This is a genomic window from Caldithrix sp., from assembly GCF_056497305.1.
Window position 1 is genome coordinate 1 of the sequence record NZ_JBSMDE010000215.1, and the last position, 16,988, is coordinate 16,988.

General features: G+C 45.0%; 10 protein-coding genes. All 10 read right to left on the reverse strand.

Going from position 1 to position 16,988, the window contains the following annotated elements:
• Window positions 1–27: 27 nt before the first annotated feature.
• A complete protein-coding gene (locus tag ACWB0I_RS17545; protein WP_479389387.1) occupies window positions 28–756 on the reverse strand; it encodes an N-acetylmannosamine-6-phosphate 2-epimerase in 729 nt (242 codons plus the stop codon).
• Complete coding sequence (locus ACWB0I_RS17550) at window positions 756–3,170, reverse strand: glycoside hydrolase family 94 protein (protein WP_479389388.1); 2,415 nt, start codon at window positions 3,168–3,170, stop codon at window positions 756–758. Before ACWB0I_RS17550 ends, ACWB0I_RS17545 begins: the two co-directional genes overlap by 1 nt.
• 12 nt (window positions 3,171–3,182) lie before the next feature.
• Window positions 3,183–4,592: a phosphohexomutase domain-containing protein gene (locus tag ACWB0I_RS17555; protein WP_479389389.1), complete on the reverse strand. Its 1,410-nt coding sequence runs from the start codon at window positions 4,590–4,592 to the stop codon at window positions 3,183–3,185.
• Between the two features lie 105 nt (window positions 4,593–4,697).
• Window positions 4,698–9,671 carry a choice-of-anchor J domain-containing protein gene (locus ACWB0I_RS17560; RefSeq protein ID WP_479389390.1) on the reverse strand — a complete coding sequence of 1,658 codons (4,974 nt, stop codon included), beginning with the start codon at window positions 9,669–9,671 and terminating at the stop codon, window positions 4,698–4,700.
• Between the two features lie 706 nt (window positions 9,672–10,377).
• A complete protein-coding gene (locus ACWB0I_RS17565) occupies window positions 10,378–11,787 on the reverse strand; it encodes a hypothetical protein (RefSeq protein WP_479389391.1) in 1,410 nt (469 codons plus the stop codon).
• A gap of 10 nt (window positions 11,788–11,797) precedes the next feature.
• Window positions 11,798–12,823, reverse strand: coding sequence for a type IV pilus twitching motility protein PilT (locus ACWB0I_RS17570; RefSeq protein WP_479389461.1), 1,026 nt, complete (start codon window positions 12,821–12,823; stop codon window positions 11,798–11,800).
• A 14-nt stretch (window positions 12,824–12,837) separates the two neighbouring features.
• Window positions 12,838–14,139, reverse strand: coding sequence for a secretin N-terminal domain-containing protein (locus ACWB0I_RS17575; protein WP_479389392.1), 1,302 nt, complete (start codon window positions 14,137–14,139; stop codon window positions 12,838–12,840).
• Between the two features lie 12 nt (window positions 14,140–14,151).
• Window positions 14,152–14,619: a hypothetical protein gene (locus ACWB0I_RS17580; RefSeq protein ID WP_479389393.1), complete on the reverse strand. Its 468-nt coding sequence runs from the start codon at window positions 14,617–14,619 to the stop codon at window positions 14,152–14,154.
• Between the two features lies 1 nt (window position 14,620).
• Window positions 14,621–15,160: a type 4a pilus biogenesis protein PilO gene (gene pilO, locus ACWB0I_RS17585; protein ID WP_479389394.1), complete on the reverse strand. Its 540-nt coding sequence runs from the start codon at window positions 15,158–15,160 to the stop codon at window positions 14,621–14,623.
• A 12-nt stretch (window positions 15,161–15,172) separates the two neighbouring features.
• Window positions 15,173–16,972 (reverse strand): hypothetical protein, encoded by a 1,800-nt coding sequence (locus ACWB0I_RS17590; RefSeq protein ID WP_479389395.1) that lies wholly within the window; start codon window positions 16,970–16,972, stop codon window positions 15,173–15,175.
• Between the last annotated feature and the right edge of the window lie 16 nt (window positions 16,973–16,988).

Below are 16,988 nucleotides of genomic sequence, written 5' to 3' on the forward strand. Positions count from 1 at the left end.
TGTTCTTAAGCCGGCCCAGGGCAACAATCAGCATGAACGTTCATCTTTCAAGGCCTGGACAAAGCGCTCGGTTAAAACCCAGGGACGCGTTATCGCCGTACCGACCACCACAGCAAATGCGCCTAAATCCAGACATTGCCTGGCCTGTTGTGGTTGCCAGATTCGGCCTTCGGCCAGTACAGGAAGGTGAAGCCCCACCTCTTTTACCAATTGTACAATAAGGTCAAAATCGGGCTGGTCAGGATGCATTCGGTCTCTGGTGTAAGCGGTGTAGCCACTCAAAGTGGTACTGATCAGGTCAAAGCCCATGCGGGCAGCCTGCACCCCTTCTTGTACGGTGGACACATCGGCTACAACCAGACACGACGACCGGTTCCGGATAAAGGCCAGCAATTCTGTGAGCGGCACCTGGCCCGGGCGTTTTCTGAAAGTGGCATCCAGGGCAATGATGGGCACGCCGGTTTTGATCAAAGCCTGCACTTCCTTTAACGTGGGCGTAATAAAAACTTCGCTACTGCGGTACGTTTTTTTGTAAATCCCAATCAGCGGCACTTTTAAATGTTTAAGTAAATAACGGAGGTTACGAGGACCATTGGCGCGAATGGCCACGGCTCCGCCGTAAAGGGCTGAGCGGGCCATGGCCAGAAGCAGTGTGGGCCTGGCAAAAGGTTCCGGCGGCTCTGACTGGCAGGAGACAATTAAACCGCCGGCCATTGACTGCAATAACTCATTTTTCTTTGGTTGGATCTTTGGCATTACAACACCACTTTCACGTCAACTTCCGCTCTGCTTTCAATTAAGCGTCGGATTTTTTCCTGTTGCAGATCGATGACATTTTCGGTAACCGCCTGCCCGTTTACAGTCAATTGTTGAACGCCCCGGCCTCTACCCGAGACGTTTTGCACGGAGATGCGGTAAGTTTTCCCCCGAAAATGGCGCTGCACCGTAAATTTGCTCCAGTCGGCCGGCACACAGGGATCGATCATCAATCCCTTGTAGGTTGGTCGTACGCCCAGAATATAGTCCAGTACTGTACGGAACATCCAGGTAGCCGAACCGGTTAGCCAGGAATGGCTGGCCTGTCCATAAGTTGGATGATCCGGGCTGGTCACATATTCGGCATAAACGTAAGGTTCCACCTCATAGCGATCCACATCGATGACCGGATTCCCGGGCAGAGATTTCTTGTAAATTTCAAAGGCTCGCCGTGCGTGGCCCAGTAAACATTCGGCCAGCATGGCCCAACTTACAGGATGGTTAAAAACCGCCCCATTTTCCTTTTTGCCAGGTACGCAGCGCGTGGCCAGCCCAATGTGAGGATCAATTTTTGTGTAAGGAGGATGCAATATTTTGGGCCCCTTGGGTGTTTCCAGAAATTGCTCCACGGCTTTCAGGCATTGTTCAGCCCGCTTCTCGTCAGCCACGCCACTGATGACGGCCCATGATTGGCTATTCAAAAAGATCTTCCCTTCTTCGTTGGAAGAAGAGCCAATGACTGCGCCCTGATCATTGGTTCCCCGAATGTACCATGCGCCATCCCAGGCATAGCGATTGATGCTCTCTTTGATTTTATCGTAGGCCTGTTGCAACCGCTCTTTTTGCTCTGCAAGATTCAGATGGACACACAATGCTACCGTTTCTTTCAAAATAAATGCCAGAAACATGGCCCCCCAAATACTCTCGCCCCGTCCTTCCCGGCCCAGATAATCGAGCGTATCATTCCAGTCGCCTGGCCCAAATTTGGGCAAATAACGCTCGGTTAACTGACTTAAGGAAAAGTCAATAGCCCGCAACAGATGTTGCAGAACAGCCCCCTGCCCCTGATCATAAAAGGGGATTGTCTCGTTCAAAAAATCGAAATCGCCGGTCTCTTTCAGATAGACCATGATGGCCCAGGGCAGCCACAATGGCGTATCGGAGTGGCCGGTTTTTTCACCGCTTCTGCTGAGCGGAAAGTACAGATGGAAAACACTCCCATCGGCAAATTGGTATTGACACATCTCTCTGATGCGTTCCTTCACCCAATCTGGCCGGGGAATAACCGGGCCCATGATATCCTGGCATGAATCACGGAATCCACGTCCGAAAAGCAACCCGCCATGGTAGTAGGAAGCGTCGCGTGAAAAGCGAAAGGTGACCGAAGTTTGATATTGATTCCAGACATTGACCATGGTATTCAAATCATCATCCGGGGTTTGCACCTGCACGTGGGAGAGATAATCCCGCCAGTAACCTTTCAGTGTTTCAAATTGAGAGGCGATGAATTGCAAATTGCGATAACGCTTGACGACCCGGGCGGCCGCCGGCCTGAAGTTTTTGCGCTCTACCACGCCCAACAGGACGGCAAATTCTGCGCTCTGGCCGCCTTGCAGCGCTAATTCCAGCTGCAGCGCAGCCACAGCGTCTCCAGATGTAATTTCACTATTGAAACAGGTTCCCTGCTCTACCGCCAGTGGATTGGCTTCACTCCTCCAGCGGCCGATGAACTGATTTTTACTACCATCCCAGCCCACAACCGGTAAAGTTGACGCAAAAAACACGTAGCGATCCCAGGCCTCATTCGTCTGTTTGACCGATGCCCCCTGATAGCGTACCCAGTAACGCTTGGAGGCCAGCAATATTTGTTGTTCACGATCAAAGATAACTTCATTGAAATGCTGATCATTGGGTTGATTAATCAGATCGACCAGGGCATGGCCCAGGCAGAGCTCAACAAAAGGGAATATTTTTAACCTTACAGGGGTCGATCTGGTATTAACCAGACGCACGCGCCATATTTCAAGATCATCATCCAGTGGTACAAAATAATCGATTTCGTGCTCCAGATCGCGGTAACGTGTTTTAAAGGAAGTGTAATAAAGACCATGCCGGCATTCATAATAATCAAGCGGCGTTTCTGTGGGTTGCCAGGTGGGCGACCAAAAGTGGCCATCAACTTCGTCTCTCAGGTATAGGTAACGTCCCGGACGATCCACTGGCAGGCTATTGTAACGCCAGCGCGTAATCCGGCTATCCTTTGGCGATTGGTAAAAGCTGTAGCCGCCAGCCGTATTGGAGATGAGCCCATTGTAGCGGCCATTGGAAAGATAGTTTACCCAGGGTTGCGGGGTATCCGGTCGCGTAATAATAAACTCCATTTTATCCGGCGAAAAGTGCCCGTACTTTTTCACTGCCTTTCCTTTCTAATTGCTCCGCTCTTTTGTCAGTTCTTTTACGCCCCAGTTTAAAACATTTTCTACCGCTAAGGCCTCTTTACCTCCCACATAAATTCGGGCCAGAGGTTCGGTTTGCGAAACGCGCATTAAAATCCAGCTTTCATCCGAAAGGTACAATTTTAATCCATCTTTCAGGCTAAAATCATCCACCTGAACTGCGCCAATCCTGGTCGGTGGATTGTCACGCAATCGCTGTAAATTTCTGTTTAAAAGATCGGTATCGTTACGGAAAACATCTTTACGCCGATAATAGAACGGGCCATATTCCCGGCGTAAATCGTTTACCAATTCAGAAATGGGCACCTGGTAACTGCCCAGCATTTCCAGAACCAGCAGGATGGTTAAAAGGCCGTCCCGTTCGGGCAAATGGAAGCCAAAGCCAAACCCGCCGCTCTCTTCGCCGCCTATCAAAACATCCTGCTGCAACATCTGTTCAGTCACATTTTTAAATCCGACTGGCACTTCGGTTACCTGCCGGCCCATTGGTCTGGCCAATCGGTCTATGGTATGGTGCATGGACGTTGTCCGAACAAAATGACCGGACCATTTTCTTTCCTGAACCAGATAACGCGCCAGTAAAGGCAGCAAATCATGTAGCTGAACAAAGTGGCCCTGTTCATCGAGTACCGCACAGCGATCGGCGTCGCCGTCTGTAGCCAGACCGATTCGCCCCATTCCTTCCTGTAATGCATCGTGTAATTCCAGCAGGTTTTCCGGCACAGGTTCCGGCCGCTTGCGATTAAATAAAGGATTTTCTGTGTGATGCAAATAGCTGGCCGGCAGATCGAGCCATTCAAAAAAATGCTGCAAAAAACCAATGCCTGCCCCGTGCATGGCATCGTACACCACCGCACCTGAAAATCTTTTTAACCGCTCCACAGAAAGGAGCTTTTTGATCTGTTGAAAATAGTCAGCCGTTAAATCGATTTTTTCCAGATTGCGTCCTATGGCCGATTCCTGTAAAACAGCGGGTTTCGGTTCAATTTCTTCCTGGATACGCTGTGTAAAATCATCCAGCACCGGCCCCCCATAATGCGCTTTGAATTTAATGCCATTGTAAAAATAGGGATTGTGGCTGGCCGTAACCATTACGCCGGCATTTAACTTCAACTGTTTTACAGAAAAGGAAAGAAGCGGCGTTGGTGTAAATTGATTGCTCAACAGAACCGGAATATTGTGACTGGCAACGACTCTGGCAAACTGTTCGGCAAAGCGTTCGGACAAAAAACGCGTGTCGTAAGAGACGACCACCCCACTTATCGGCCGGTCGTTCTCCAGGCAATAGCGACTAAAAGCGCTGGCCACCCGGGCCACATTCTCAAAGGTAAAATCATGCGCAATTTGCGCTCTCCAGCCATCGGTCCCAAAGCGAATCACAAAAAAACCTTTTGTTACACTTGCGTTGTTTTTTAAAGATTAAAAATATGCCGGTGCGAAAAATCACACCGGCATAAGAGAGCCAATGAATGTCGCAGGATGGCGCTATTTCATTAAGACCATCTTCTTGGTTGCTACAAACTTACCAGCCTTAACTCTGTAGAAATAGATTCCGGAGGCCAGTCCCGTGCCGTCAAATTCGAATTTGTGAATGCCAGCCGGCAAATCGCCATCAAACAGAGTACGCACTTTCTGTCCCAGAGTGTTAAAGACTTCTATTTCCACTTTTTCAGCTTTAGGCAGAGCTACATTGATCTTGGTAGTCGGGTTAAACGGGTTGGGATAGTTCTGGCTCAGTTCATAGTGGATGGGTAGCTTGTTGGCATTGTCTGCGATGGCCGTCAGCGTATCGGTTAATATCACATTGTCGATTTGCCAGTTGTCACCGCCGGCATCGGGATTGGAAGGATCGCCAAAATTTTTGACCATAAAAGCGATGTAAACATAATCGCCTTCAAAAGCACTCAGATCAATGGATTTCATCATCCAGGAATCATAAAATTCACTTTCCGGATAACTTTCAACCAGCACAAAGTCTTCCGGATTATTTTGCGATTTGGTCGAAACCAGCACATTGAGCTGAGAACCATAGTCATTATCTGCCGTGTTCCAGTCATCTTTGGCCATAAAGGTAAAATATTTTTTGTCCGTATTCAGACTGATGGCCGGAGTAACCAACCAGCAACGCGATTTGGTGTTGTAATTTGGCATGTAAACATCCTTTTCACCTTCGAAAGGATTGTAAGTGCTCACACGCCAGGCCGGAGTCGGATCGCCTGCTTCAACGCTATCGGCAAAGGTCAGCCAGCCTTCCGGAACCGCGTTCTCCGGAGTGGTTTCAAAGCCTTCATTCAGTTCAACAATCATCTTCACGTCACGAATAGCATCCGGCACCACCACATCAAAGCTGTAGGCCGAAATACCATTGTTGGTGACCAGTTCAATAAGCATATTGTCAACGCTGTTGTACACAGAAAGACCGGTGCCATTGGTATTGGCATGGGCCAGATACATTTCCGTGGGCGCTTCCAGCAGGTTAAAGTCAGAACACAAATTGTCGCCAGGTTCGCCTAACAATTCAACAACATAAGTACCGGTGTTAATGGCATCTGTAATGCTGATGAATCTCCGGACTTTATCGCCAGGTACTTTCACCTCAAAGTAGTTAATGCTGGTTCCGGTGGGCACTACATCCGTGTCAAAGGTGTAAAGCACGGTACCATCGCGTTTGATGTAGCGTGGCGGTGTTGTGCCATTGATGAACAGGTAGTTGCCATCCATGTCCACAGGAGCAATACCAAAACGACCTGCGCCAGGTTCTGGCAACGGAATGTCATCACCCCGTGTCCAGGTTTCGCCGTCGGTGGTCACAAAGGTATGGATCTTTTCATTATTAGAACCGGACCAGTAAACCGTTAAGTGGCTGCCTGTGCCCGAAACGGCTACTACATCGCCAACTCGCCCGCCAAGATCATCAAACGTTCCGTCAAAGATCATATGCGGTGTATCTTTTTCGTTCTTGTAGTAGTACAACCGCGCAACTTGACCACCCCAGGCCGCCAGGTTGCTAACAATGATCTGTCCGTCTTTTGTACAGGCAATGGTGTTGATGGGATAGGTGCCTCCTCCGATTCCACTGGTATTGAGTTGTCCGATAGTGTCACCGGTGGCTGCATCCAAAACATAAATAAAGGTACCTCCGACACGGCTGGCCACGTACAGATGATCATTCAACCGGTTGTAAGCCATGCCACGCACCATGTGTTCAGCAGCTCCCTCCTGATAAAACCAGGAAGCATTGGCAGAATCGGCATGAATTCTCCAGGCCAATGGGAACAGTTGATATCCGCTACCTTTGACCTCTACCATGTACACACCGATATTCAGATGGATTTTAACCATGTCCATGACTTCTTCTTCCATAGTCGGCTTGAAGATTACCGGAATTTCGATGGAATCGCCGGCGCCAACGGTTGTATCGCCATGTAGAGTAGAAACAAAATAGGAGCTGCCAAAGGTTAAGGAATCGAGTGTGAAATCGGAATCGCTGATATTTTTAAGCCACAAGGACAGGGTTTTTTGTCCATTGATGGCAACACTGCCAAAATCCAGCATATCTGTGGATAGGGCCACAACCAGGTCTTCAAAATCACTGCGCAAGCGTCCGCGTAATTCATAGCCGTCATCGGGTGGCGTATTTTTGGTGTATTGATCAACAATGCCCACCATATTCATTAAAGATTGCGGAGGCATCCAGCCGTCCAGGTCGGAATCGCGGTCGATAAACACTTTAACGGTGTCTGTCCCATCGGTAACGTACACAGACCCATTACTGCCTTCTTCCGGCCATTGACTGGCATCCACCAGCCATACACTATCGACGCGCACCAGTTGGCTTTCCAGCGCTTCACCTACGTCAGCCAATTTGATTTTTAGTGGTTCCACCGTATTCCCGCTACTCATGACCCAGATATTTTCCGGTTCGAGCTCGGTCAGACCGCGGTACTGGGTCAGGCTGCCTTTAACCACCACTTCATCGCCAATGTTTAGATTCCATTGCGTAGAACCCGAATACAGATTGATGCCTGCGCTGGTATCCTGAACAAAGTATTGGGATCCAGAACTACTGTAATTAATGGAATTAACAAGCCCCTGAATCTCAAATGTTTCGCCAAGACGATCCGGCACAAAATCGCCGTCGCTATCCACTTTAACCTCGGCAATTGGGGTATTGGGCAAACCTGGCGTTAATTGAGAAACCATCTTATGCATGCCCGTAAAATGGACGACATAGGCCACTTCATTGTCATAATCCACGGCCACGCCACGCGGTCGTTCAACGGTAATCCGTTGTTTGATGTCGCCATTCAAATCGGCAATAATTAACTCATTGGCGCTCGTGTTGGAAATCCACATACGATCCGCGGCATCGATTTCGCAAGCCGAGGGATTACTCAAGCCGCTCATGAAATCGGCCCCCTGTTCATAATGGCAGGAATCTGAACCGATGATCGAACCTTCCCACATGGCAATCTTATCGCTCGATTCGTCGGCTAAAAAGACTTTGCTGCCGTCTTTGGTAACACTGATACCCCGATTAATGTGCCAGCCGGTTACGCCAAAAGGCGAACCTTTCAGCTCATTGCCATTCAGATCAAATACTGAAAACATGGCTTCTACTTTGTGAGCAATAAAGACATGCCCGCTCTGATCGATATCCAGATCACCCGGTGCAAACGATAAGGCCCAGCCGTTTAAAGGCGTACCGTCAGCCTTAAAGCGTAAGACCTTCTTATTATCATAACTGATTACATAGATTATGCTGTCGTAATAGGCCACACCGCCAGGATGGGCGATCGTGACTTCCGCTCCGGTTTCATCGAGCCCTTTGGAGATGGGGCTAAAGTCAGCCATGGTACTGTCTGGATTAAAGACCACCACCTGCGCCGATCCGGGAGAACCATAATCGGTTACCCACAATTTCCCTTCGTGATCCAGAGCCGCAAACTGGCCAGATTCGTTTTTGGGTCCAAAATGAAAACGCACTTTCCAGTAATCGATGGGAGTAACCGGTGGAATGGTTAACGAAACGATGTCGTTTTCATCCCGTGGCAATATTTTGTAATTACCGTAACTATAGGTAACCACACCTGTTACGTCGTATTTTACGCCGGAATCCGGTGAGAATTTGTAAATGGCATCGTCAACGCGCGCCGGACCGCTACCGTCATCAATCTCCCATTCGCCATATCCTAAATCGGGATTTGTACAGGTCGCATTTTTCACCTGAATCAACACGCCTTCGTACATTTCCTGAGGCGCCTCTCCAGATGCCACGACCAGAGGATTCATGGTATTCCCGGAACTGACTACGGTAAAAGAATCTACATTTTTCAATTCGGTTAAATCATAGTATTCGGCTACTTCCGCCTGCAGTTGTACTTCGTCCCCAATTGCCGGCGAATGATTTTTATCGTACACATAAATCCCACTCCAGGCGGCCTGGGCATCCTGCAGGTAGTAACCGCTGCTGGTCGTGGCCGTAATAATACCGCTGGTTTTAACCACCTGTCCTACGTAAGGAGAAGGGCCGGGTTGTTCGTCGGCTGTGCGTTGAATGTCGGCAATGGTAACTTCAGGAATGTAAAGCAGACGGGTTACCATTTTCACCGCAGAAGTAAAATGAATCACATAAGCCAGATTGCTGTCAAAATCGAATGCTGCGCCGCGCGGACTATTCAAATCAGATACCGTTTCCAGAACATTGCCGTTCGCATCCGCAATGATTATTTCATTATTTCCGGTATTGGAAATCCACATGTTGCCATCCGGATCGATCTCACAGGCAGATGGATTGTTCAGGCCTGTCATAAAATCGGTTTGCTGTTCAAAATAACAGGAATCAGAACCAACAAAATTACCGTTCCAGTAAGCAATCACATCCGAACTTTCATCGGCCAGAAACACTTTTGTTCCGTCGTTTGTCACACTCAAACCGCGGTTAATGTGCCAACCGGCCGCGCCAAAAGGAGAACCTTTGAGTTCGTTTCCGTTAATATCGAATACCGAAAACATGGCTTCTACCTTGTGAGCAATAAAGACATGCCCGTTGGCGTCAATATCCAGATCCCCCGGGCTAAAGTTGAGTTTCCAGCCATTCAGCGCTGTCCCGTCACTCAAAAAGCGCATTACCAGCTTGTTAGTATAGCTGATAATATAAACCGTGTCGCCAAATACGGCCACACCACCGGGATTCTGGATATCTGTCACAACTCCGTTTTCATCCAATCCCTGGGTTATTGGGCTAAAATCTGCTTCGGTCGTATCGGCATTGAACACACGTACGCCGGCAGTGCCGGGAGTGCCGTAATCGGTCACCCACAGTTTGCCCTGACCATCGACAGCGGCAAATTGCCCGGATTCACCGCTGGGGCCAAAGGCGACATCAACCCTCCACTGTGCAAAAGAAAAACTAGTAAATACAAGGAGAGCTGAAATAAAGGTAAAAAAAGTCTTCATAAAGACCTCCTCCAATTTGGTTGGTATGTCTTTTTTAAAACTTTGAAGCGGGTTTAATTTACAACAGAAATTTATTTATCTCAACTAAAATTTAAAAAGGAATGTTCGAAGAGTTTTAATGGTTAACTAATTTAAAATATTGAAATTAAATAAATAATAATGAATGTTAGTAATTTAAGTGTACTAACTTAAATCAAAAAACACCTGCTTTTTTCGGTTAATACACAGTCGCAAACAGTATTCTACCCAAAAGAATGAAAAGCTATGAGTCCACTCTAAAAAGGTATTATTATAGAATTTTATTTAAATTTGCCTATTGTTTTTATTTAAATTACATCAAATATCTTCGTGTTAATCCGTGAAATTCGTGGTTTTTATACTGAACTCAAGCTATGATTGCACAAAATAGTTTTTTTGAATTATAAATCACGAATTACAAAATATTTAATGAAGGAACAAATTGAGCCAAAGCGGTGAGGGCTCATGCCGGGTGGCATTCTACTAACGCTTTTGCGAGATGAAAAATCCCTTACATTTTCCTCCTGCATCGTTTTTGCGTAAATGAAGATCAATGATTGAAAGCCGGTGCCGGACATATTTTTTTTAACCGGCCCCTGCTTATTCCTGTCTAATAGGGCTTTTAAACCATTAAACGATGGAACAAATTTTCGCACGCTAAAGCATTGGATATTTAGAAAGAAAACGTTTAATTTGTTGTTTTTGTGCCCACCACAGCAGTGGAGGTATAGCCATTGCCTTCTGGCGGCGAATCAACAACGATACTGATGTAAACCTGGGGGTCTTCCAGACTATCACCAGGAGCCCAGGTAAAACTAAACTCTGTGGTTCCCGGGCCGGAACTTTGCGTATCTTTCATTTCGATATTTACATCGCCGTACAAATTACCAGCCGTGGCCTCCACGCTGATCGAAGTTCCGCTAACCAGGGGAAATCCCCAGATATCATGGACTTTGTAGCTGAACTGTTTGGGTTCATTTAAATCGCTGTAAGTAAACGTCGTTGGTTCAACCTCGATGGGAGCCACAACGTCGGTTAGTAGAACTCTGGTACTGGTCTGAATAGTTTTTGTACCCAGGGTATCTGTATAGGTGTAGGCGGTTACGGTTGCAAACGGATTAACCAGGGGCTCAGGTGGGATCGGTGCCGAGCTGATCAAACGAACGGTAGCCAGGCCTAATTCATTGGTAACGGCCGATCCTTCAACAATGCAATAATCACTTTTAAAATAGACAACAGTGCCGGGCGCCACCGGGTTGCTGTACTTATCCCCCACATAAGCGGTAATTTGATCCACAATCCCAAAATGTACTCTACCTGCAATATTTGCTTTACCGGCAACAACACTAAAATGGTTCTCATCCGGTAAACCGCCATGGATGGCTACACGAATGGGCTGTGAACGGATGGTTTGTCCTTCCACCGAAGCCTCGGCCACAATTTGCACCGCGCCAGAAATGGTACCGCTGTTGAGCACGGTGTAAACATATCCATCGCGCGTGGTCATAGTATCCGGGTAGATATATTCACCTCCACCGGGCGCATTTAGGATATAGAATTTCACTTTCACCTTGTGCGCGGCATCCACCTTAATGCCATTGGCATCAGTCACCACAAAATTGAGCACGGCCGATTCTACCAGGCCAGCTCCTTTAATATAGATATGGTCTGTGCTTTGATTTAAAATCGTTATATGGCGGGCTGGGCCACTATTTCGTAGCGTATCGGTTGGATTAATCAAGGTATCGGACTGAATTTGCTCCAGAGTCACATCGGGTACCTGCAGGGTTTGTTTTAGTTTGGCCTTAATCGTAAATGTTTCCATGGCATATCCGACCTTGCTGAACTGGAGCTCCACTTCAAATGTTTCTTCTTCGCCCGGCGGCTCCAGTTCCAGAGTGTAAGCCCCGGCTTCATTTGTTTTGGCCTGAACAAAAAAATCTTTAGCCACCACCAGTACATCTTCTAATGGATGGGCTATTTTATTTTTATCCAGGTAATAAACATTGCCGTTTAAAGTGGCCACATTGTCCTGTGTTGAAGTTGTGCAGGCCATCAAACCCAATAAGCTAATCAAAAATAAAATAATGTATCGCACATGACCTCCTTTAACTTGCATAATCCACTTTGAGCATGTCTGGTGGAATTAAATTTCTTTGTCGTAATTCTTCAAGACTCTTTTGAAAGGTCTGCATACCAAACTCTGCTCCCATTTGAATAGCAGACTCAATTTGATGTGTTTTCCCCTCGCGAATTAAGTTGCGAATAGCAGGAGTGGCAATTAAAATTTCCAACAATGCAATCCGATCTGCTCTGTGTGCTTGTTTTACTAGTCTTTGTGAAATAATAGCAACCAGAGCGGCCGCCAGAATAACACGAATATGCTGCTGTTGTTCAGAGGGGAAAACATTGATCACACGATCCACAGTTTCTGCCGCAGAGTTTGTGTGCAGAGTAGAAAAAACCAGGTGCCCGGTTTCAGCCGCATGCAGCGCATTGGTGATCGTATCTAAATCGCGCATTTCGCCTACCAGGATGACATCCGGGTCTTCACGCAAGGCAGCTCGCAGCCCCTGGGCAAAACTTTGCGTGTGAACACCCACTTCCCGCTGATGGATCAAAGACAATTTAGGTTGATGAAAATATTCAATAGGATCTTCCAGAGTGATAATATGATCTTTTCGTATGCGATTAATTTCATCAATCATAGCTGCCAGGGTGGTCGATTTTCCGGAACCAGTTGGCCCGGTCACCAATACCAGGCCTTTCCGGTGCTTTACAACCTCTTTTAACACAGGGGGCAATAGCAATTCATCCAGCGTTCGGATGCGCTCCGGTATCACCCTAAAGGAGGCGCTGATTCCCTTGGCATGCTTGAATACATTAACACGAAATCGACTTACCCCTTCGATGGCTATGGAAAAATCAATTTCCTTATTGTTTTCAAAATCTTTCTTTTGCTCGGGTCTAAAATAGGGAAAGAGAAAATTTCTCAAGGCTTCCTTTTTGATGGGTGGAGCATCAATGCGTTTTAACTCGCCTACCAGTCGTACAATGGGTTGCATTCCGCTACTGAAATGAATATCCGATGCGTTCTGTTTAACCGCGAAACGTAATATTTTTTCGAAATCCAAAGACATGATACCCTCTATTTTGTTTCCAGTACTTTACTGGTAATAAAAATTAGCAAATCGCTTTTTTCTCTTTTTATGGTTGTATGTTTAAATAGGTAACCTAAAATAGGGATATTACCTAACAACCAGATGCCTTCCTTTTGCTCTGATTTTGTTTCTTTCACCAATCCGCCAATGGCCACGGTTTCTCCATCATTAATGACCACCGATGTTTCAACTTCTCTCACGGAAACGATAGGCTGTGGTGCTTGGGACGGTCCAACATAGCCAATAATTTCCTGCATCACAGGATGAAGTTTTAAATTGATTTTATTATTTTCACCAACAACCGGAATAACCTCAAGTCGCATACTGACATCTTTTTCTTTAAAAGAGTAGAGATCGCCAGCCACACTGCGCTGGATTTGGGGAATGGGTACTGTGGTTCCGATGCGGATAACCGCCTTTTGATTATTTAAAGTGGTTACTTTAGGATTAGAAATTAATTTAGAACGATTATCACCAGCCAATAAATCCAGGGTTGCCTGAAGCTTATCCAACGTGAGAACTCCTAGATGCACTTGAGGTGGGGTTTCCGGGAATTCGTACCAGCCGGAAAGGATAGTCTGTTCTCCAGATTGTCCCTGCTGCCCTTGTTGGGAAATAGGGGCCGTCGTTTCCGCGCCCATAACCGAAGCTTTGATGGAAGTGGGCCATTTAAAGCCTAACTGTTTATTGGTCCCCAATAATGTTTCAATCAGACGCACTTCAATTTGCACCTGTTTGACCGGACTATCCAATTCTTTAATAATCTGATCGATGATCGCCAGATTTTCTTCTAAATCTGACACAATCAGTACATTTGAGCGATCCGGTTCGTTATCAGATATCTTTTCGGCAATCAGAGTTTCAATTTTACCTTTGGCCGATAAAAATTTAGTCAGGGTCGATTTAATTTTAAGTCCATCCGTGTATTGCAAATGGTAAATCTTAGTCTGTAGTTCCCCATAAAAATCTTTTGCCAAGGGTTTAATGATCATTACATTGTTTTTAATGAAATAATGATAGCCGTTGGGTTTGAGCATAAATTCCAGGGCATCTTTTAGCGAAACATTGGTTAAACGGACATTGACGATCTCTTTTCCATCTCCGGTAAAGACATAATTAAAGTTGTTCTGTTTGGCAAAAAGTCTCAGGGCATCACTCAACCTGACTCCCAGAAAAGTGGGCGAAACCCTTTGCTCCAGCAACTGCTCAATATCTTTTGCAAAAACACTGGAAAAGAGAAAAAGTATGATCAACAATGCGCTTAACCGTTTTAACGAAACTATCTTCATCTAAAACTCCCCTCACATATTCGTCATTTTTAAGACTTTTCGTTTTTTGCCATTCCACAGTATTACACGTTTTTCCGATATTTCAATCACTTTATATCCTTCGATGACATCCCCGATTTTAAGAATTCGATCATTGATAAGAGCCACAGAGCCTTCCGGCCGAAAGCTGATGGCTTTCAATTTAAAAATCGGTTCTTTTTTTCGTTTTCTTGAACGTTTTTTTATTACTTTTTGGGGTTCAACAAAGAAAGGATCATCCCCCCAATGAGTGGTTAAATTCATTTGCAGGACATCAACCGTAGAATCTGAAGCCGCTTTTTGAGCGGCGCTATCCGCTTCGGCTACATTGCTCTGTTCTCCGGAATAAAAACCGATATATGTGTCTTTATGAGTCATGAAGTCAAAAATAGCATACGCCAGAACTATGCCCAATACGATAAACAAGATTTGCTGACTTTTTGTGAGTTTAACCTTTTTCATCTCACTCGTTCCATGTATAAAGTTTAGACTCAATGACGGCCTGAATGTCATAGCCATTTTTATCTAATTTTTCCAGAATGATAGACTCAGGAATTAAATAAAAAGGTAAATAGCTCCATTCTTCAATAAACTTGCCAATGGCAAGATAACGCCCTACTAACGTTATGCTCAATGGCAGAGGGATAATTTGTTCATTCTTTTGTTCAAAATAATCTCTAAAACCAGGCGAAAAATCCATCAACTTCAGATTATATTTTTTAGCTAAATCCTGCAAAGATTTTGTCACCTTACCGAGTTCGTGCTTACGAACAAATTTTGATCGTTCTGCCTCCAGGCGATCCTGTTCAATCTGATAACGTTTACGGATGTTAATTAGATTTATTTTAGCATTTTGGGCCATGTGGACTTTGTTGCCATATTCCACCACTGCGGTTTCAAGCCTGGCTAACGTATCTAATTGTGGAACATAAATAAAATAGTACCAGATAAAAATCAAAACCACACCGGCAAATATTTTCAGGAAAAACCTCTTTTTAGACATACATAAACCCCATCAAAAAGTTAGAGTAAGCGCAAAGCGAATTTTCTTTTGTTCAACATCTTTTTCTTTCTGGTCCAATCTGATATCTTTAAAGAGTTTTAAATTAGTTAAACTATTAATAAAATCAATCAGAGCCACATCGCCATTCACCATGTCGCCGGTAATTTCGCCCGAAATATTGACTACAAATTTGGGAACCGAGGCCGCGCTGTCTTCATTTACCAGGTTTCCTTCATTTCGCACTTTATTAAAAACCAGAGTATTCAAACGGATAGCTTTTGGCGTTAAATTGCTAAACAATCGCATAATTTCTAACACCGGCGGTTTTCTAGCAATTTTACCCTGTAAATTCTGATTTTCTTTTTGTACATCTCCAATTAATTTGAGCAATTTTTTGTAAGACTCTTCAAAAGGATTCAGGACCTGATATTCTTTTTGTAGTTTGCTTAATTCCATTTGTTTTTGCTTGATTAACGAATATTGAACAAAGGTCAGATAGCCGGAAGTTAAAAAAATTAAAACAAACAGGAAATTTATCCACTTATTGATTTTTGATAAATTAATTTTCTCCTGAAAACTCTTGGGTAGGAGATTGATCTCATCCTTCTCAGCCAGAGCAGAACCTAAAGCTGCTGTAAATTCCCCATAGCGCAAAAGCGCATCACCCGATTCGTCTGAAAGCTTGGGCACAAGAACAAATATGGGAAGGGATAATCTTGATTTTAAATAAGGTATTAAACTTTCCTTTAATATCCCATACCCTGTTAAGAGGACGCGGTCGATGTAATTTTGCCTTTTACTACCTTGAATAAAGGCAATGGAGCGCAAAATCTCTGAAAAAAAGGTATGTAACACTGGATCTTGCTTTACTTTCAAATCCTTCAGCTTTTCTATTAACCGTTTCCGTAAAATACTCTCCTGAGGCGTTGAGACATTTTTCTGCCCCATTAATTTTTCTTCAACTTCTGGAGTAATTTCTCCATCGGTCTTGATGGTTACCTCAAGGTTACGAGAGCCCAGGCCTAAATTTCTAAGATAGATTAACTGACCTGCTTTTAAATAGCATATTTGCGTAAAATCGTAAGAAATATTAATTAGTAAATCCGATTTGGGCTCTTCAACCATGTATTTGTAAGCCAGAACCAGACTCATTGGTCTTGGGAGTAAATAGGAAACCGGTAACTTTAAATGCTGAAAAATATAGACGTAACGATTGATTGTTTCAGCTGGAGCAAAAACAATTTGTAATCTCTGTTTTTTAACACCCTGCTCTTCAAATTCATCGACTACCGAATAACTCCAATGGAAATTTTTGTTTTCGTAATGTTTCAACTCCTCCTTGTACTTGTACAGAATAGCCTGCTCCAGCTCCTGTTTTTTTTTCATTACAGGAAAGACATCATTTTTAAAAAGTAAGTCCGTACTAAAAAAGGTTACGCGAACTTCGGTTCCGGGTTTATAAAATCTTCTTTTAATATTTTCCAGGGTTATCTGCAAAGCTCTGAACCGTTGAGTGATTTCTGGCGGGAATTTCTGAATGCCCCATTCTTCTACGTTAATGTCCTGGCCATATTTTTTTATTATAAGATATCTTATCTTGTCCATATCTATATCCAGGGAAAGAAGACGATGGGCATTTAATCGCTTGAATAAAGGGAGGGGATAGTAAAAAGGAGTCGAAAAACTTTTCACTTTTTGGGAATCCTGGGGAAAGGTGCCTATCTCATTTCTGGTCGTTACCTGATCAACAGAGCTCCCGGGAATCTTTGGCGCAGCAGTGTTCGGTTCTGCGTCTTTTTTGTTGTGTTTCATAGACCACTCCCCTACA

Coding starts and splice junctions, on each gene's coding strand:
- ACWB0I_RS17545 (WP_479389387.1), bottom strand. CDS start 756: ATGCCAAAGATCCAACCAAAGAAAAATGAGTTATTGCAGTCAATGGCC.
- ACWB0I_RS17560 (WP_479389390.1), bottom strand. CDS start 9,671: ATGAAGACTTTTTTTACCTTTATTTCAGCTCTCCTTGTATTTACTAGT.
- ACWB0I_RS17590 (WP_479389395.1), bottom strand. CDS start 16,972: ATGAAACACAACAAAAAAGACGCAGAACCGAACACTGCTGCGCCAAAG.
- ACWB0I_RS17580 (WP_479389393.1), bottom strand. CDS start 14,619: ATGAAAAAGGTTAAACTCACAAAAAGTCAGCAAATCTTGTTTATCGTA.
- ACWB0I_RS17575 (WP_479389392.1), bottom strand. CDS start 14,139: ATGAAGATAGTTTCGTTAAAACGGTTAAGCGCATTGTTGATCATACTT.
- pilO (WP_479389394.1), bottom strand. CDS start 15,160: ATGTCTAAAAAGAGGTTTTTCCTGAAAATATTTGCCGGTGTGGTTTTG.